The organism is Hirschia baltica ATCC 49814 (assembly GCF_000023785.1).
Classification (GTDB): Bacteria; Pseudomonadota; Alphaproteobacteria; order Caulobacterales; family Hyphomonadaceae; genus Hirschia; species Hirschia baltica.
On sequence record NC_012982.1, the window covers coordinates 166,259 to 183,985 of the forward strand.

Genomic DNA, 17,727 nt, shown 5'->3' on the forward strand with positions numbered 1-17,727 from the left:
GGAGCATACACTATGGCGACGACAGCCAAAGGAAAGATTAGTCAGGTCATTGGGGCCGTTGTTGACGTTGAATTCGACGGCACACTTCCAGACATCCTGAACGCACTTGTAACTGACAATAACGGCAACAAGCTTGTTCTTGAGGTTGCTCAGCACCTTGGTGAGAACACTGTTCGCACGATCGCTATGGACGCGACTGAGGGACTTACACGTGGTCACCCAGTGACAGACACTGGTGAGCCAATCATGGTTCCAGTTGGCCCAGCAACACTTGGCCGCATCATGAATGTGATCGGTGAGCCAATTGATGAAGCGGGTGAAATCGCGACTTCAGAACGTCGCGCTATCCACGCATCAGCACCTGATTTTGTTGATCAGAACCCTGAGTCAGAAGTTCTGGCCACAGGTATCAAAGTTATCGACCTTCTTTGCCCATATGCAAAAGGTGGTAAAATTGGTCTCTTTGGTGGTGCCGGTGTTGGTAAAACCGTTTTGATCATGGAATTGATCAACAACATCGCGAAAGCATATGGTGGATACTCAGTGTTCGCTGGTGTGGGTGAGCGTACGCGTGAAGGTAACGACCTTTACTGGGAGATGATCGAATCTAAAGTGAACGAAGAAGGCGGCGGCGGAGACTCTCGTGCAACGCTTGTTTACGGTCAGATGAACGAGCCTCCAGGTGCGCGTGCGCGTGTTGCTTTGACTGGTCTTGCTCAAGCTGAGTATTTCCGTGATGAAGAAGGTAAAGACGTTCTGTTCTTCGTGGACAACATCTTCCGTTTCACACAAGCTGGTTCTGAGGTGTCTGCGCTTCTTGGTCGTATCCCATCTGCTGTGGGTTACCAGCCGACACTTGCAACTGACATGGGTGGACTACAAGAGCGTATTACATCAACGCACAAAGGTTCTATTACGTCTGTGCAAGCGATCTACGTACCTGCGGATGACTTGACTGACCCTGCGCCAGCCACATCATTTGCTCACTTGGATGCGACAACAGTTCTTAACCGTGCGATTTCAGAGAAGGGTATTTACCCAGCTGTGGACCCGCTAGACTCAACATCACGTATCCTTTCTGCTGACGTTGTTGGTGAAGAGCACTACCAAGTGTCTCGTGACGTTCAAGAGATCTTGCAGAAATATAAAGAGCTACAAGACATCATCGCGATCTTGGGTATGGACGAATTGTCAGAAGATGACAAAATGACCGTTGCCCGTGCGCGTAAAGTTGAGCGTTTCTTGTCACAGCCATTCCACGTTGCTGAGATCTTTACAAACACACCTGGTGTGTTGGTTGACCTTAAAGAAACAGTGGAAAGCTTCCGTGACATTATTGCCGGTAAATATGATGACTTGCCTGAGCAAGCTTTCCTCATGTGTGGTGGCATTAAAGACGTAGTTGAAAAAGCTCAAAAAATGGCTGCAGAAGCTGCTTAAGAGCTGATATGAAAAACGGATCGCTCGACATAAAGGATTGTGTGAATAGCATATGTCCTTGGTCGGGCGAACCAGTTAACGCCGATGCGTTGACACTCTACAAAGGAGAAGTTGTCGGGTTTTGCAACACGGGTTGCCGCGACAAATTCGAAAAAGCGACACAGCTTTTTGATCCTTTGGTTGATAAGAATTTGGACACTGGAGTTCAGGAATGAGCGACAAACTACACTTTTCTCTCGTATCGCCTGAGCGCGAACTTTTCTCTGGTGAAGTTGATCAGGTAGATGCACCCGGTTCTGAAGGTCAGTTCGGTGTATTGCCGGGCCACGCACCATTTATGACCACCTTAAAAGCCGGTGTTGTTGAAGTATTTGAAGGTGATGCACGGACGCGTCTTTTCGTGCGTTCTGGCTTTGCAGATGTAACGCCTCAAGGGCTGACAGTACTTGCTGAAGAAGCAATTAATCTTGATGGTTTTGATGCATCTGCGTCAAAAACAGCTTTAGCAGAGGCACAAGATGCGCTCATCGCAGCTGAAGATGACCATGAAAAAGAGCATTTGACTGAAACAATCACTTACCTTGAAGCATTGATTGCTGCTGCTTAAGGAAGTTTCACGATCAAATATTTTAAGCCGACGAGTCATATAGATTGGTCGGCTTTTTTGTATCTGAAATTGGAAAGTTTGTTATATTGTAGGGCCGCAATCGGAAAAATCGGCCCATTCGCTTTTATTAAGCTGCATGTGAGAATACTGGCTGCTTGATGTGGTTTTTAGACCAGTCAAGAATGTGCGAGTATAAGTTAGAAGCTTGTGCGGACTCAAATATCCAATGCCCCAAATCTTCAAACTCAACATATTCACCAGCGATGTCTGCGTACAGCCAATTACGTGCCGTGATTTGGCTTGACTTACTGGAGACGACACGGTTTTTCCCGCATCCAATTGTAAGTGTCGGGTGTGCAATGTTGTGAACATCAATCTGTGCTGTGTTTCCCGCAATGGTCTCTAGGTTTGCAAGTTCCGCTCTTAATCTGGAAGATTCATATCGCAGATTGCTGATCAATTCAGAGCGTTTCTCTGAGGGTATGCAATTGAGGAAACCCCAATTAAGACCGATTGAATGAAAGGGTGTTTTGTTTGCCTGAGGTGTCAGCAAATAGCTTGCATATCCCAAAGCACTGGAATGTTTCTGACCTTGCGCGCGTGTGGTTTCATCAGCAATGGGGTTGATGAAAATACCGCCTTGAACATCCCCATATTCCATAAGTTTTTGAGCAATCAAACCGCCGAGGCAATGACCGATAACAAGGGGCTTGTCGCCTTCTTCTTCTTCAATTTGATTTGCATAATGGGAAGCGGCTTTGACCCAGTCATTAAACCCAAGATTATTCAGCGCTTCTGGGGGAGATTTGCGGCATCTTAGGTGAGGGAACATGGTTGGTGCTTCGCAGCGCCAGCCGTGTTTTTCAAAGAGTGAAACTGCATTTTTCCAGTCTTCACCGCTGCCACCCAGTCCATGTAGGAACAGAACTGATTTACTCATTACTACCTCAACCCATATTCTATTTGGTTAAGAGTTAATGTCGGTTATAATGGTTAATGACTTAAGTAATCAGTCTGTCAAATTCGTCCATTGTTGGAATTTTTGCGAAATAGATTCATAGATATCGCGTTTAAACGGAATAATTAATTCTGGCACATCTTGCAGTGGAATCCATTTCCAAGCATCAAATTCTGGTTCGTGCAAATCAAGCTTAATATCACTTTCCAGGCCTTTAAAACGAAAGGCGAACCATTTTTGTCTTTGACCAAGATATTTGCCTTTAAACCGCTGTAAGACCTCTTCTGGAAAATCATAATACAACCAAGGTTCGATCTCTTCGAGGAAGTCGACTTTATCTTGTGTGATGCCTGTTTCTTCCTCTAGCTCTCGGTATGCACCGGCTAGAATATCTTCTCCAGCGTCAATGCCTCCTTGGGGTAGCTGCCATTGGAAAGGGCCAGTCGCACCCGCGCGATGGCCTGCAAACACATGCCCTTTTTGTGAGAATACAGCCAGACCAGCATTGGGTCTGTATTTTTGAGGATCACGTGATCCTTGCAATGTCGTATCAATAAGCTGAGTCAACGCCATTACTTTCTTCATTGGCTGTTTGTATACCGGTTAGCACAGAAGCTGGTACTAGCTCATAGCCCTTCATATCAAGTGTATCAGACCATTGTTTAAACTGATCAACAGTGACGGGGAAAGCAAAACCAACACCCAAAGCTGCTTTGTTTTGAAGGGCTAGAGCTTCAATATGAAGAAGGTTTTTGTCTATGGCATCTGCAGAGGGGACTGTATCAACAATACGGTCTGCTTCTACAAAATTCATATTTATTTCTTTGGCTACAGAAGGGAAAACCGATCTATTTGCTGCACCATCATAGATCATTGCCAAACCGCGATTGTGAATTTCGCGCATGATAGGTGATAAGACGCGTGATTCTGTGGCGAGTCTTGCCCCCTGATAATTGATGACACCAAAATAACCGGTTGTTTGTCCGAGAATAACTTTAAGTCTGCGTTCATTCTCTTGGGCCGAAAGCGTTGTTAGCAATGTATCTGGGCCGGTATCTACATTTGGATAATCATAAGGCTCCATAGGCACTTCTAGAAGAACTTCATGACCTGCATCTCTGGCACGGTTCACCCATGTTTGTAGATCGGAAGAATAGGGAACAAATGAAAGTGTAACCTCAGGAGGTAAGTCGTTAATGGCCTGCATGGTGAGGCTACGCTTTATACCCAAACCACCAACGATGAGCGCCACTTGGGGTTTGCCGTTAGGTGTGTGTGGGCGTGCATAAATGTCTGCTGGACGTCGGCCATCATCGGCTATTTTGGGTAACCGGCCAACAGCACCATTTTCATATAGGCCTTGTATAGGCGCACGAACCAAAGCTTTTCGTTCTTCGGAAACAGGTTGAATTTTTTCAGCTTGCGAAAGGCGCGTGATACGCACGTCCTCGCCGGAATCTGTTTCTGCATACTCTGCATAGCTTGGTGCCTGATGAGTTGGATCAGATACTGGCAGACTAGGCTCTGTGTCTTCGTGAGAAGCCGTTTCGACATGATGTTCCGTCGGGATATCGTGAATAAGTGGTTGATCGGCCAAACGCGTTTTCAAAACGGGAGCAGGCGCATTTCTATCGACAAATAAGCCTACACTTGCATGAGGGCTGCCTGCATCTTCATTTCCAGTGAGTTGCACAAAGCCTGCACTTAAGCCAACCACTACCGCAATTGCTGCAAACCCTGCTGCAAAGTGCTTTAAGCCTGTGTTCAGGGGAGATGCACCTAGTTTGATATTTGAAGACATAATAGACATTACCTACTGCATTTTCCGGCGGGACATTTGGGCAATTGCAAATGGTCTCGGAAAACAAATTTCAAACACAGTATCGGAAAACGCAGTTAACAAGTTGGAAACATAACGAAGCAACCGGGCAGATTTTACCCAGTTGCCACGATAAATTTACACAAAATTTGAAGCTTTATCCTTTTTGGGAAAGATCGCTTGCAAAATCCATCGAACGTAATTTAGTCAGCGCGCGTTCCAATTGGTAATCTTCACCTGAATAACCCACTGGCGGTTGATCATTTGGGATATGAGGCGGGCGGCGCTCACGTCCTTGGTCGTTTTCCAGTGCATTGCGAAGATTTGCTTCGGAATAACGTTTTTGACGCTTCTCTATGTGTTCCATTTCCTCATCAGAGAGGCGTGTTTGTGCAACTTCGATGTCTGGTTCAATTCCTGCGCCCTGAATAGATGCGTTGGAAGGTGTGTAATAACGTGATGTGGTTAGTCTTATCGCGCCTCTTTGTGGACCTAAGGGGATAACGGATTGAACAGATCCCTTACCAAATGAAATCTCACCTAGAATGGTCGCACGGTTATGGTCTTGAAGGGCTCCGGCCACGATTTCAGCTGCTGAAGCGGAACCACCATTGATAAGAACAATGATTGGTAATCCTTCAACACGTTCGCCTTGGCGCGCATTATAGCGTTGAACATCATTGGGGTGGCGACCCCGTGTTGATACGACTTCACCACCATCAAGAAAGGCAGACGACACACCTACGGCCTGATTGAGTAGGCCACCAGGATTGTTGCGAAGGTCTAAAATCAAGCCGGACATTTTGGTTCCAAGCTCTTTTTTCAACGCGGTCAGGGCATCATTGACGCCATCTGTGGTTTGTTCATTGAAGCTAGAGATACGGATATATCCAATTGTATCTTCAGTGTGGAAAGAAACTGAATTTTGTTTGATGATTTCACGTGTTAGGGAAACATCAAATGGCTCTTCATTCTCGCGCAAAATAGTGAGCAGAATATCTGTACCCGGAGCGCCGCGCATTTCTTTGAGACTGTCATTCATAGGTTGACCGACAATGGGTTCACCGTTGATTGCAGAGATATAATCGCCCGGTTGAATGCCTGCGCGACTGGCGGGTGTATCATCCATGGGAGATACAACAAGAATGAAACCGTCTTGCTGGGTTATCTCAATACCCAATCCACCATATTCGCCTGATGCCTGTACTTGCATTGAGCGATATTCTTCGGGATTGAGATAGCTTGAATGTGGATCGAGAGAGGTGAGCATGCCGTCGATGGAGGCTTCCATGACTTCGGCTTCGTCGACGCCAGTGACGTATTCTGTTTGAACGCGAGCGAGTATTTCAGCAAATAAATCAAGCTGTTGATATGTTTCAGCGTGGCTGTTTTCTGGTGCACTGTCTGCGTTCCAGACGAAGGCACTTAGCCCCAGAACTCCCGCAAGAGCCGGTCCAATAAACCTTAACCGCATATAATCACGCTCCATTTTTTCGCGCTCGCCTCGCATAATTCACTATAGTATCAATCTAGTGATTCAGTGTCACAAAAACCAGTGTTTCACAAAGTCACTCTGTATCCAATCAACCATTTGAGCCATTCGTACTTTTTGCGAGTAGCACTTCTGGATCAATAGTCGTTCCTAGGTGTCTTAATTCAATATACAATTCGGGCGTTTGTTTGTCCGAAACTGACATACGTCCGACGGGTTCGCCACTTAGGACACTTTGTCCGACTTCCGCATATATAGCATCCAATCCGGCGAGTACCATCATGTAGTCTTCACCTAAATCAAGAATTAATATTTGCCCATAAGTGCGGAAAACGCCAGCATATTCTACACGACCATCGCGAGGCGAGACAACATGTGCGCCTTTTCGGGTTTGCCAAGTTTGGCCTAAAGCTTTGCCTGTCGAGGTTTTGGGGCTGCCATAGGCGTTGACCAATGTGCCAATTACGGGCCTTTGAATACCCGATATTCCACCGAAGCCATTGTAAATGGGGCGATTTTTTGGAGCTTCTATTTTGTTTTTCTTGAGCTTTGCAAATCGTGGGGGAGGAGGCGGTTTTTTGCTTGGGGCCGTTGGGGCTTTGGTTCTGATAGAGGCAAGCAAGATTTGTAATGTGTTGGCTTCTTTAGCTAGATTCTCGTTTTGAGTGCGTAGAGACATGGTTGCTTTTGTGAGTTCGATACGTCGCGCGCGCTTTTCTTTATAGAGCGCTTCAATCTCTTGTCGGCGTGCGAGTAAAGTTTGTTCTGCGCGCGTTAAATCGTCTTTTTCTTCACGAATTTTGTTCTGGAGTGTGGCTAGTGTATCGAGTTCTTGTGCAAGTTCTTCAGCTTCAGTGGCGAGTTTGGGTGCAATATCTCCCATTAAAATGGCAGCCCGTATCGCCGCGCTTGTGTCTTCAGGACTCGTGGTAAGAGCTGGGGGACGTTTTGAGGCGAAACTCATAAGAGTTGCCAACACATCTGCTAGCGCCTCTTCATCCGCCAATAGCGCGCGGCGTGCTTGCACTTCTTTGATCTCTAATTCATTGAGCGCCATTTGGGCATCATTGGCAGCCGTTTCTCGGCGACGACTATCGGCAGCAGCGCGAACAAGATCATCATCAATTTCTTGAAGTTCGCGGTCAGCCTTTTTTTCGCTTTTTTCGAGTTTTTTGAGGCGTTTTAGAACTTTGTCGCGTTCAGCTTCGACGCGTTCAAGGTCACTGATGGAGAATGTGTCTTTTTCAGTTGTTTTATCGTCTGCACTAACAGGTGCCGCTATCATAGCGAGCAAAGCAAACAGCAAGGAAGAAAAAGCATAACGGGACAACATGCGCCAATCTATAGAATGCGTTTTGCTAACCGAGGGTGAACACTTTTTGTGTGACTAACATTTGGCTATGGCCATGTGTGAATAGGAAACACTATTTTCATTCTCGATGATAGGGGGAACCCGCTTCAATTGATAATGCACGATAGATTTGTTCTGCAATCATGACGCGGACAAGTTTATGTGGCCAAGTTTGCACACCAAATGAGATGGCTTCTTTAGCTTTGCTTGCTAATTCGGGATCATGTCCATCTGCGCCGCCTATAAGAAAGGCGATGTCTTCGCCAGTATCACGCCAATTTGCAATTTTCTTGGAGAATTCCATAGATTTTAGCGCTTTACCGCGTTCATCCAGTCGGATGAGTTTTGCATTTCCTGTGCGCGCTAAAATGCGTTCGGATTCTTTTGCTTTTCCTCCGCCTGCATCGACTTCTATTTCTTCGACGGAGCGTATTCCAAGTCCGCGTCCGGTTTTGGCAGCGCGTTGGATATAGTCATTGACCATGTCGCGTTCGGGAGAGTCTTTCATGCGGCCAACACAGACTATTTTAATGTGCATGAAAATGTCCTGTATAAAAAACGCCAGCTTCTCCGTCATGAAAAAGCTGGCGATATAATCAATAAGCTATGAGTGCTTAAGCTGAAAGATGGTCCGAAGAGGGTGTTTCAGCACCCCAAATACGTTCTAGATTATAGAATTCTCTTACTTCAGGACGGAATAGGTGAACAATTGTGTCACCAGCATCTAGCAATACCCAGTCGCAGTTTTGAAGTCCTTCAACACGGACACCATGTACGTCGGCTTCTTTAAAAGCACGCGTTAAGTGATCGGCCAGAGCGCCAACATGACGTGTTGAGCGGCCTGATGCGATAATCATTGTGTCTGCAATTGAGGATTTACCCATCAGGTCAATTTCTACGATGTTTTCAGCTTTATCGTCATCAAGACGGTCTAAAATCATCTGTGGAATTGAGTTTGTTTGGGCGGATGAGGCCATATGCGGGGCCTCTTCGTTGTCGCTAACAGTGTTATCAGCGGCGGTACGCATATCTTGAGCGGACAGAGCTAGAACCTTTCATAAATACTAGTGGCCAATTGCGGCCTTATATATCTTTTAACACGTTGTCCGAAATTGGCCAAACATGAATTTCAAATCGCATTTTTACCAACTGCTAGAGTTGCCGCGTAGACGGGTTGAACTTTCGCTATTTAGTGGCGCGCGAAGATGTACCCAATGCGGCGCGCTGGAGGTTGCCAGAGAAGCCGCGCGCGCATCTGCAATCCTTGCATGACTATAGCGGCGAGCAAATTTGGAAAAACGCGCGCGCGCGCCAGCGCCCGGCCTTGCAACCACAGCGATGGGGACAGCTTCGGCAATCTGGTTCCAGCCCTGCCAGTGGTGGAAATTAATGAGATTGTCGCCGCCCATTATCCAGACAAAGTGTGCTTTAGGAGCGGTTGTTTTTAAATGTTGAATGAGGGCGTTTGTGTAGCTTAGATCGAGGCGTTTTTCGATGTCGGTGACCCGCATATGCGGACCTTTTGCCATTTTTTCAGCCGATGCAAAGCGCTTTTCAAATGCTGTCTGTGTTGATTTTAAAGGATTTCCGCGTGCAGGAATCCACCAGACATAATCCAGATTCAACCGCTTTAGAGCCGTTTCGGCGACATGAGCATGGCCTGCATGGGCAGGATCAAAAGATCCACCAAACAAGCCAATTTTCATGCCATCCGTCGCTGAAGGCAAACGCAATAGATGGCGGCTCAAGCGTGTGCCTCCAATGCAATTGCGTTTATCTTCATTCGGCGTGTCATTGAGTGGTCCTGATTATGTTGGTCTTGTCTGGCCCGTTCCACGAACCTGATATTTGAATATTGTCAATTGTTCTGCACCGACAGGTCCACGTGCGTGTAGACGTCCCGTTGCGATACCAATTTCAGCACCCATTCCAAACTCGCCGCCATCTGCAAATTGTGTAGAGGCATTGTGCATGACAATAGACGCATCGATATCATTGAGGAAACGTTCTGCTGCCGCAGTGTCTTCAGTGATGATAGCTTCTGTGTGGCCAGAACTATATGTTTCCACGTGAGCGATGGCTTCGTCAATATTTTCAACAACTTTGATGGATATGATTGGTGCAAGATATTCTGTGCTCCAATCTTCCTGCGTGGCTGCTTTCATATCGACAATTGCTTGAGCTTTGTCATTGCCGCGCAATTCACATCCTGCTGCGACAAGAGACGCGGCAATTTTGGGCAGAAGATCATTTGCGATACTGGCATCAATCAACATGGTTTCTGTGGAGCCACAAATACCCGTGCGGCGCATTTTTGCGTTGGTGACAATATCAACTGCTTTTTGTGGGTCTGCATTCTCGTGCACATAGGTGTGGCAAATGCCTTCAAGGTGTCCGATCACAGGCACGCGCGCGTCTTCTTGTACGCGTCCGACCAAACCTTTACCACCGCGCGGAACGATGACATCTAGATTGCCATTCAAGCCTTTGAGCATGTGGCCAACAGCATCGCGATCCGTGGTTGGCACCATTTGAACAGCATCTTTGGGCAGGCCTGCATCTTCAAGACCTTGTTGCAACGCTGTTGTTATGGCTGTTGCGGAATGCACGCTTTCTGAACCACCGCGCAAGATGGTGGCATTTGCAGAGCGTACGCAAAGGGAACCGGCATCGGCTGTCACATTTGGACGGCTTTCATAAATGATACCGATCACGCCGATTGGGCCACGTACACGCGAAATTTTCAGGCCATTGGGACGTTCCCAACTTGCGAGCACATCGCCAACTGGGTCGGCAACATTAGCAACGTTTTCAAGTCCTTGCGCGATGCTCTCAAGGCGATCAGCGGAAAGTTCTAAGCGGTCTAGGAGTGAGGGCGTGAGGTCTTTAGCGCGAGCGGCGACCATGTCTTTGGCGTTTGCTTCTAAAATTGAAGAGGCGTTTTCACGGATACGTGTCGCCATTGCATTTAAAGCTTTTGTGCGTGCTTCTGGGCCGGCTTTTGCAAGCAATGCGGACGCGGCACGTGCGCGTGCTCCCATGTCCAGCATGACGCTTTCTAATTCAGCGCTATTAAAATTCTTTGTCATAGTCTTGATCCTTGAGGGGCTTAGAATCGAGTAAAAAATTGTCGTTGAATCTTAGGATTCAAGAACGAGCATATCATCGGTGTGGATTAGGGCTGGTCGACCTTTATATCCAACAATGCTTTCAATCTGGCTTGAATTGCATCCAATGAGTTTCATGGAGTCGCTTGAGGAATAGGCGCTAAAACCACGCGAAATTAATACGTTGCCGGGCCCGACGACATCAATGCCGTCACCGCGATCAAAATGGCCTTCAACAGAGAGTATACCCGCAGGAAGGAGGCTTTTTCCATTTTTGACGGCGCGTGCTGCACCTTCATCGACATAAACCGTGCCGGATGTCTGCAAGGCACCCATGAGCCATTGAATACGCGCAGTTTCCCGTGTGAAACTTGGAATAAACCATGTCGCCAAGGCACCATTATTGATGGCGCTGAGTGGGAGGTCAAACTCGTCGCTTTCTGGTCGTCCAAGAGCGATAACTGTTGCACACCCTGCTGTCATGGCGATACGGGCGGCTTCTAGTTTTGTGGCCATGCCGCCAGAACCCATACCCGTTTCAGCATTAGGCTCGCCGCCCATGGCCATGATATCGGGTGTTAATTCTCTGACGAATGGGATGTGTTTGGCCTTGGGATCTTTGCGTGGATCTGCTGTGTAGAGACCATCAATGTCTGAGAGAAGAATAAGAACATCAGCACTGATCATTTGAGCAACACGTGCAGCGAGGCGGTCATTGTCACCAAAGCGGATACCGTCTGTTGCAATGGTGTCGTTTTCATTGACGATCGGGACAGCGCCAGCTTCGAGCAGAGTATCAAGTGTCGCGCGCGCATTTAGCCAACGGCGGCGGATTTCTGTATCATCAATTGTGAGGAGCGCTTGTGCGACCGGAATATTGTGGACGAGGAATGCATCTTCCCATGTCCGCATCAGGCGTAATTGTCCTGCGGCTGCAGCGGCTTGTTTTTCTTCTAGTTTTAATTTTTTAGAACCAAGGTTTAATGCTTCCCGACCCAGAGCAACTGCGCCTGAAGAGACAATGACAACTTGTTTGCCTTCTCCTAATAGAAATATGACATCGCGAGATATAGCTTGAATGCGAGCTGCATCGGCCAAGCCATCCTCATCGACGATAAGGGCTGATCCAAGTTTTATGACAACACGTTCGGCTTTGGCTAATAAGTCCACGCCTTCAGTGCTTGTTATGGTGTCCATCCTTCTTGTTCTTCTCCCGTTTCACGTGCTTGTTTGGCGGCTGCTTTGTCTAACTCGATTTGGCGTTGCTCGTTGACCGCGCTGAATACATGTCCGAGCACTTCTTTAACATTTTCTCCTGTTGCGCCTGAGATGATATATGGTTTCTTGCCACATGCTTTTTCAAGTTTTTGAGACTGTTCCTCTAATATTTCTGCATCGAGGGTGTCTGATTTGTTTAAAGCGACAATTTCTATTTTTGTTTCAAGGTCTGCGCCGTATTCTACAAGCTCATTTCGAACAGTTTGGTAGGCTTTGTCTGGATCGTCCTGAGAGGCGTCAATTAGGTGAAGTAAGACGCTACAGCGTTCAATATGGCCGAGGAAACGCGTACCAATGCCAGCGCCGTCTGCCGCGCCTTCGATAAGGCCGGGAATATCAGCGAGTACGAAAGAAGAACCGACTCCAAGGCTGACAACACCCAAATTAGGCGTGAGCGTGGTGAATGGATAATCTGCGATTTTGGGTTTGGCTTCAGAAGTCGCAGCTAGAAAAGTAGATTTTCCGGCATTTGGAAGACCTACAAGACCTGCATCTGCGATGAGTTTTAGGCGCATCCAAATCCAGCGTTCATCGCCCGGTAAGCCCGGATTAAAACGGCGAGGTGCCTGATTGGTAGAGGTTTTAAAGCGAATATTTCCCCAACCACCATTTCCGCCCTGAGCAAGAAGAACCTTGTCGCCAAGTTTGGCTAGGTCTGCAATTAGAGTTTCTTGGTCTTCTTCGAAAATTTGTGTGCCGACAGGGACTTTGATGATTACATCCTCTGCGCCGGCACCAGTGCGGTTGCGGCCCATACCGTGCCCGCCACGTTCAGCTTGGAAGTGTTGCTTATATCTATAGTCGATTAGGGTGTTGAGACCTTCAACAGCTTCGGCCCAAACGCTGCCGCCTAAACCGCCATCGCCGCCATCAGGACCGCCATGCGCGATGTATTTTTCACGTCGGAAAGACACACATCCATCTCCGCCATAACCGGCAGCGATATATAATTTACATTGATCCAAAAACTTCATCGTGTGTGTCCAGTCGTGTGTGCGCTATATCAATGCAGCGCAGAAAGAGGTGTGATAGCAGCCTTTTGTGCGGGCCAAATATACGTATATCCCGGGGCTGTTGTGCCACGTGCTAAAGAATACATAGGTATTGTTTCATCTATACCACCCACACGGCCAAAGCCGAGCTTATCGAGAATACGGCCTGAGGCTGGATTGTCAGCGAAATGGCCAGCGACAATCATGTCTGGGTTTAAGGCTTGTTTTGCCCAATCCATTACGCATTTTGCTGCTTCGCTTGCTATTCCTTTGCCCCAATAGGCCTTGCCAATCCAGTATCCAAGCTCAAATGGCGCATCTGGCGTGCGCTTAAACACACCGCATCCACCGATAATGGCTTTTGTTGTCGGGTCTACAATTGCAAAATCATAGCACATACCGCGTAGATATCTGCCGTGACGCGTTGCGATAGAGCCGTACGCCGTGTTTGGCAGGTAGGGAAATGGTTTCGAACCTGTCATTTTTACGACGTCTTCGTCACTGAAGTGTGTATCGACTTCGGGCGCATCCTTCAAGCTCCATTCGCGTAAAATGAGGCGTTCAGTTTCCATGACAGGTAGAGTTGCAACAAAGCTAGATTGTTCCTGGCTCTTTTTCATTTTGCGTACCTCACAATGCATGTAATTTGTTTAAAGGATAAATATAGGCGAAAAAAAAGGAGAAGCGGTGACCCGCTTCCCCTTTTTTGGGATTTATCGCGAGCGCAGCCTTCAGCTATGAAGCGGCTCGGTCCTGTGTCTCAGACGTTTACCGCTATTCAGCTGCCTTCGGCGCGTCGACGGGAAGAACGTTGATATATTGGCGGCCACCAGCGCGTTTGCGGAAGTTTACACTGCCTTCCACTTTAGCGAAGATTGTGTGGTCTTTACCCATGCCGACATTGTCGCCTGGGTAGTATTGTGTTCCGCGTTGGCGAACAATGATGTTACCAGGGATAACAACTTCGCCACCGTATTTTTTTACGCCAAGACGTTTTGACTCTGAATCGCGGCCGTTGCGGGACGAACCACCTGATTTTTTGTGTGCCATAACAGCATCTCCATGTTAGGTGCGCAGTCAGCGCTACGTTACGATTAAGCTAGATCTTTTGATTCAGCTACGATTTGATCAAAAGGTACACGACCTTTGAAAATGTTTGTGTCTAGGTCAGCAAATTGCTCTGCTGTTAGAGCTGCGAGTTGTGCAAAGCTTGTGAAACCGGCTTCGGCTAGTTTGCCAGCTGCCACTTTACCAACACCAGTTAATTTTGTGATGTCGTCAGTTTTTGCTTCTGCTGGAGCAGCTTTAGGGGCCGCTGCCGCTTTAGGAGCAGCTTTTGCAGGTGTTTCAGCTTTAGGTGCTTCTGCTTTTGGAGCAGCCGCTTTAGCAGCAGTCACTTTTTTTCCGCCTTTGGCGAGAATGTCAGTGATGCGAATAACTGTGTGGTGTTGGCGGTGACCCAACTTACGACGGTAAGTGTTACGTTGACGCTTCTTAACAGTGATAACTTTCTTACCACGTGTTTGCTCAACTACTTCACCTACAACTTGAGCGCCTGCCAATACTGGCTCGCCCATGTCTACTTTTTCACCTTCGCCAATCATCAGTACGTTGTCGAAAACGAACTCGGAACCAGCTTCAACAGCTAGCTTCTCTACTGTGATGACGTCGTCTTGAGCGACTTTATATTGTTTTCCGCCCGTTTTGATGACCGCGAACATAACTTAACGACCTTTTGCCTGTCGGTTGTCGCGTCAAGGAGGCCTCTTGCCAGCCTGCGCGAATTCTTCCAAAATCTTGAGACACTCTCAACAACCAACCGAGTATAACCCGTCAAGTTTAAGAGCGCGAAGCGCGCATATAGACGAAGAGCGGAACGAAAGTCAAATGTTTCGTGACATTGAATCGATAATATCTGCGGTTTTTCTGCAAACCTGCGGATAAATCTCTTTGAATCGCTTATATAGAGCCGTCCAAATGCGCAAGTGACGGAAAAAATAAATTCCGTCACCATGAATTGTTTCTACCTAATTTGGGTTTACGCCAAGTCTCTCCAAAGTTGCTAAAGTTAGCCCACCTGTTGGCAGACCTTCGCGTAGTTGGAAATCACGAACGGCTGTCAGTGTTTGACGGCCAACCTGCCCATCAACTGTACCAGCATCAAAGCCCTGATTGTTTAAAGACTGTTGCAATTGGCGAATAGTGTTTGGTTTTGTATTGGTTTCACACAAAATTTCGCGCCATTCTAGGCGTTCACTTCCCGTTTGAACACGTTGCTCAACCTGATCATATACAGGCGGCACATATTCTACTTCTGTGCGCTCAGGCTCAACAACGCGGCGTGTTTTGCGCGTGTCGTATTTGGCAGGTATTTCTTTGCGTTGCACTGTTGCTTGTTCCACAACGACGCGGCGGCGCACTGTGTCGTATTTTGCTGGCACTAATTCTTCGACAATGCGCTCAGGCTCTAGAATGACCTGACGTTGGATTGTTTTATATTCCGCTGGCACTTCGACGCGGCACATGATTTCGCCTGTTGCGTCATCAACACGTTCGAGGGCACCGCGACCGGGTTTCCATTCAACGCGGGCAGGGCGAACCATGATTTTTTCTTCGACCGTTTCTGTTCTTGCCGGAATAACTTTCTTTTCCATGCGTTCTGGAGAAACAATGACGCGCTCTTCAACATAATCATAACGCGGTGGAACGGGCACATATTCAAAAGAAGCATCCTGAACTAGATATGTTTCTTCGATTGTTTCGTATTGGGCAGGGATTTTTTTGATTTTTTGAGATTCAGGTTTCACCAAAATCTGTTGGACTGTTGTTGAGTATTGCGCAGGCACGAGCACTTTTGCGTAACATTCACCTGCTCTGGCGTTGGGTGGGAGGTCCACCTGTGCAAAAGCCGGAGCACTAATCGCGCATAAAGAGACTGCTGCGAGCGCTCTAGATATTAAGTTCATTTGGTCCACCCTGCGAAAATACGTTTAATTTCATATACTATATTAACTTGCCGTTAATAATAGATCGCGTCCAGCGGGTTCGTCGCTTAGGGGTAATTCAGCTTAAGAATGATGCACGAAAACAACGTATAGGGGATTTTTAAAACGATCCGGCTTGGATTGACCCGTTAAATACCGGCGTTAATCGCGTTTTGTTGATGCTTAAGGATATTCACCGCATCGGTTTGCTGTGTGAGTACAAACGTAATTTTATCATTCGGGCGGATTTGCCCTAAACGATGACGGTCGGCGCGTATCACTTGCCCTATACGTGGATAGCCTCCCGTGGTCTGGGCATCAGATAAAAGAATAAAGGGTTTTCCGTTTTCAGGGCATTGGATTGTGCCAGGGAAAACTGGTTCACTTTTCATGCGGCCATCAGAGATTAGAGATAGGGTAGGTGTCTCCAGCTGTATGCCCATGCGGCTTATGCGTGTTCCGGCTTTGAAATTCTGGTTTAGGAACACGTTTTTGGAGCTTTCGCTTAAAAGACCAAATTCAGCCCCTTCGCCGATACGCAATAGCCAATGATTGGAGAAAAAAGGGTAGATCTCTTTAGGGATAGGTTTGGGCGATGGATTAAAATTAGAATTGGCAAATTTGATTTCGTCATCTGGTTTAAGTGCGCGGCCAGAATGCCCACCTAGATGAGCGGGCATATATGTGGATGTGCTATCAAGAAATGATGACGCTTCTAATCCACCTGCAATGGCTAGATAGGTGCGAAACCCAAATGGTGGTGGCTCCAATATCAGGACATCATCGGCTTTGACTTTTATAGGCTGATAAAAAGGTATAGCTTGGGTGTTGAGATAAGCAGGGCATGGCGCGCCGCTTAGAGCAATTGTGGCGGGATGTTTGATGATGGTTTCAAATCCGCCAGCTGTTATTTCAACACAAGTTGTATCGACGGAATTTCCGACAGCAAGATTGGCGAGCGCGAAGGAATGTTCATCCGCAGGTCCACTGGCGGGGACACCTTGATGGCGATGATGGAGGCGCGGTCTGCCTTGTAGACTGGCTTGCATGCCGGGGCGGATGATTATCAGGCTCATGGCGAGACAGCTTCAAATTTTACCCGCATGTGCGGACTAAGAATAAATGGATCTTGTTGATCTGGATCAAATAGTTTTTTTGTTGTGCGCCCAATAATGGGCCAACCGCCTGGGCCTTCAAGGGCGTAAATGCCGGTATAGCCCGAGGTTAGACCAACAGAACCAGCCTCAACTTTAACACGGGGTTCTTTTAAGCGTGGGATATCAAATGCAGCACCGCCGATATAAGCAAAACCAGGGGTGAAGCCGATAAGGTCGACTTTATATATTTGAGATGTGTGTTGCTGGATGAAATCATCTACGCTGAGGCCCAATGCCTCGCAGACATGCTTTAAATCAGGCCCAGTTGTTTCATTATATATGATGGGGATGGTGATGACATCTTGCAAAGGAGCGCTTTGGTTTGTGATTTGGGTTTCAAGGTCTGCAATTTTGCTTTTGAGGGCAGTTATATCCGTTGAAAGCGGATCAAATTGCAGGGTGATTGTTTCCATGCCTTCAACGCATTCGTCTATGCCTGACAATGTGCGCAGCTTTGCAGCCAGATTGGTGCGTTCTATCGAAGCAGCAATTTTAAAGGATAGAAGGTCGTCCGCTATCTGGATAAATTCAAATGCCATAAC

The 17,727-nt window shown here is 47.4% G+C and carries 20 protein-coding genes; 3 read left to right on the forward strand and 17 right to left on the reverse strand.

From position 1 onward, the window contains the following. Positions 1 to 12: 12 nt before the first annotated feature. From atpD to HBAL_RS00780, 3 genes are read left to right on the forward strand one after another with little or no spacing between them, the layout of a single operon-like run. Positions 13 to 1,440 carry a F0F1 ATP synthase subunit beta gene (gene atpD / locus HBAL_RS00770; RefSeq protein WP_012778013.1) on the forward strand — a complete coding sequence of 476 codons (1,428 nt, stop codon included), beginning with the start codon at positions 13 to 15 and terminating at the stop codon, positions 1,438 to 1,440. 8 nt (positions 1,441 to 1,448) lie between these two features. Next, complete coding sequence (locus tag HBAL_RS00775; protein WP_012778014.1) at positions 1,449 to 1,655, forward strand: hypothetical protein; 207 nt, start codon at positions 1,449 to 1,451, stop codon at positions 1,653 to 1,655. Then, complete coding sequence (locus HBAL_RS00780; protein WP_012778015.1) at positions 1,652 to 2,047, forward strand: F0F1 ATP synthase subunit epsilon; 396 nt, start codon at positions 1,652 to 1,654, stop codon at positions 2,045 to 2,047. Before HBAL_RS00775 ends, HBAL_RS00780 begins: the two co-directional genes overlap by 4 nt. A gap of 127 nt (positions 2,048 to 2,174) precedes the next feature. Here HBAL_RS00780 and HBAL_RS16225 read toward each other — a convergent pair whose 3' ends face one another. From HBAL_RS16225 to HBAL_RS00865, 17 genes are all read right to left on the reverse strand, one after another. Then, positions 2,175 to 2,987 (reverse strand): alpha/beta hydrolase, encoded by an 813-nt coding sequence (locus tag HBAL_RS16225; protein WP_012778016.1) that lies wholly within the window; start codon positions 2,985 to 2,987, stop codon positions 2,175 to 2,177. 69 nt (positions 2,988 to 3,056) lie between these two features. Next, positions 3,057 to 3,578 carry an RNA pyrophosphohydrolase gene (locus HBAL_RS00790; protein ID WP_049763115.1) on the reverse strand — a complete coding sequence of 174 codons (522 nt, stop codon included), beginning with the start codon at positions 3,576 to 3,578 and terminating at the stop codon, positions 3,057 to 3,059. Continuing rightward, positions 3,556 to 4,806, reverse strand: a complete 1,251-nt coding sequence (locus HBAL_RS00795; protein WP_012778018.1) for a divergent polysaccharide deacetylase family protein — start codon at positions 4,804 to 4,806, stop codon at positions 3,556 to 3,558. The genes HBAL_RS00790 and HBAL_RS00795 overlap by 23 nt, the downstream gene beginning before the upstream one ends. Before the next feature lie 175 nt (positions 4,807 to 4,981). After that, a complete protein-coding gene (locus HBAL_RS00800; protein ID WP_149037338.1) occupies positions 4,982 to 6,313 on the reverse strand; it encodes a S41 family peptidase in 1,332 nt (443 codons plus the stop codon). A gap of 94 nt (positions 6,314 to 6,407) precedes the next feature. After that, positions 6,408 to 7,649 carry a murein hydrolase activator EnvC family protein gene (locus HBAL_RS00805; RefSeq protein WP_012778020.1) on the reverse strand — a complete coding sequence of 414 codons (1,242 nt, stop codon included), beginning with the start codon at positions 7,647 to 7,649 and terminating at the stop codon, positions 6,408 to 6,410. Positions 7,650 to 7,746: 97 nt separating this feature from the next. After that, positions 7,747 to 8,205 (reverse strand): 23S rRNA (pseudouridine(1915)-N(3))-methyltransferase RlmH, encoded by a 459-nt coding sequence (gene rlmH, locus HBAL_RS00810; RefSeq protein WP_012778021.1) that lies wholly within the window; start codon positions 8,203 to 8,205, stop codon positions 7,747 to 7,749. A 76-nt stretch (positions 8,206 to 8,281) separates the two neighbouring features. Continuing rightward, entirely contained in the window at positions 8,282 to 8,644 is a 363-nt protein-coding gene (gene rsfS, locus HBAL_RS00815; protein ID WP_012778022.1) for a ribosome silencing factor, read from the reverse strand. A 165-nt stretch (positions 8,645 to 8,809) separates the two neighbouring features. Then, positions 8,810 to 9,415 carry a nicotinate-nucleotide adenylyltransferase gene (locus HBAL_RS00820; protein WP_012778023.1) on the reverse strand — a complete coding sequence of 202 codons (606 nt, stop codon included), beginning with the start codon at positions 9,413 to 9,415 and terminating at the stop codon, positions 8,810 to 8,812. Positions 9,416 to 9,475: 60 nt separating this feature from the next. Beyond that, positions 9,476 to 10,756 (reverse strand): glutamate-5-semialdehyde dehydrogenase, encoded by a 1,281-nt coding sequence (locus tag HBAL_RS00825; RefSeq protein ID WP_012778024.1) that lies wholly within the window; start codon positions 10,754 to 10,756, stop codon positions 9,476 to 9,478. 51 nt (positions 10,757 to 10,807) lie between these two features. Then, positions 10,808 to 11,971, reverse strand: a complete 1,164-nt coding sequence (proB, locus tag HBAL_RS00830) for a glutamate 5-kinase (protein ID WP_012778025.1) — start codon at positions 11,969 to 11,971, stop codon at positions 10,808 to 10,810. Next, entirely contained in the window at positions 11,959 to 13,026 is a 1,068-nt protein-coding gene (gene obgE / locus HBAL_RS00835) for a GTPase ObgE (protein WP_012778026.1), read from the reverse strand. Before obgE ends, proB begins: the two co-directional genes overlap by 13 nt. A 29-nt stretch (positions 13,027 to 13,055) precedes the next feature. After that, positions 13,056 to 13,664 carry a GNAT family N-acetyltransferase gene (locus HBAL_RS00840; protein ID WP_012778027.1) on the reverse strand — a complete coding sequence of 203 codons (609 nt, stop codon included), beginning with the start codon at positions 13,662 to 13,664 and terminating at the stop codon, positions 13,056 to 13,058. A gap of 154 nt (positions 13,665 to 13,818) precedes the next feature. Continuing rightward, positions 13,819 to 14,094: a 50S ribosomal protein L27 gene (gene rpmA / locus HBAL_RS00845; RefSeq protein ID WP_012778028.1), complete on the reverse strand. Its 276-nt coding sequence runs from the start codon at positions 14,092 to 14,094 to the stop codon at positions 13,819 to 13,821. 44 nt (positions 14,095 to 14,138) lie between these two features. Next, the gene (locus tag HBAL_RS00850) at positions 14,139 to 14,765 is read right to left on the reverse strand and encodes a 50S ribosomal protein L21 (protein ID WP_012778029.1); all 627 of its coding nucleotides are present in this window, start codon (positions 14,763 to 14,765) and stop codon (positions 14,139 to 14,141) included. A 306-nt stretch (positions 14,766 to 15,071) separates the two neighbouring features. Next, positions 15,072 to 16,010 carry a peptidoglycan-binding protein gene (locus tag HBAL_RS00855; RefSeq protein WP_012778030.1) on the reverse strand — a complete coding sequence of 313 codons (939 nt, stop codon included), beginning with the start codon at positions 16,008 to 16,010 and terminating at the stop codon, positions 15,072 to 15,074. A 167-nt stretch (positions 16,011 to 16,177) separates the two neighbouring features. Continuing rightward, positions 16,178 to 17,104 (reverse strand): 5-oxoprolinase subunit C family protein, encoded by a 927-nt coding sequence (locus HBAL_RS00860; protein WP_012778031.1) that lies wholly within the window; start codon positions 17,102 to 17,104, stop codon positions 16,178 to 16,180. Continuing rightward, a complete protein-coding gene (locus HBAL_RS00865; RefSeq protein WP_012778032.1) occupies positions 17,101 to 17,724 on the reverse strand; it encodes a 5-oxoprolinase subunit B family protein in 624 nt (207 codons plus the stop codon). Before HBAL_RS00865 ends, HBAL_RS00860 begins: the two co-directional genes overlap by 4 nt. Between the last annotated feature and the right edge of the window lie 3 nt (positions 17,725 to 17,727).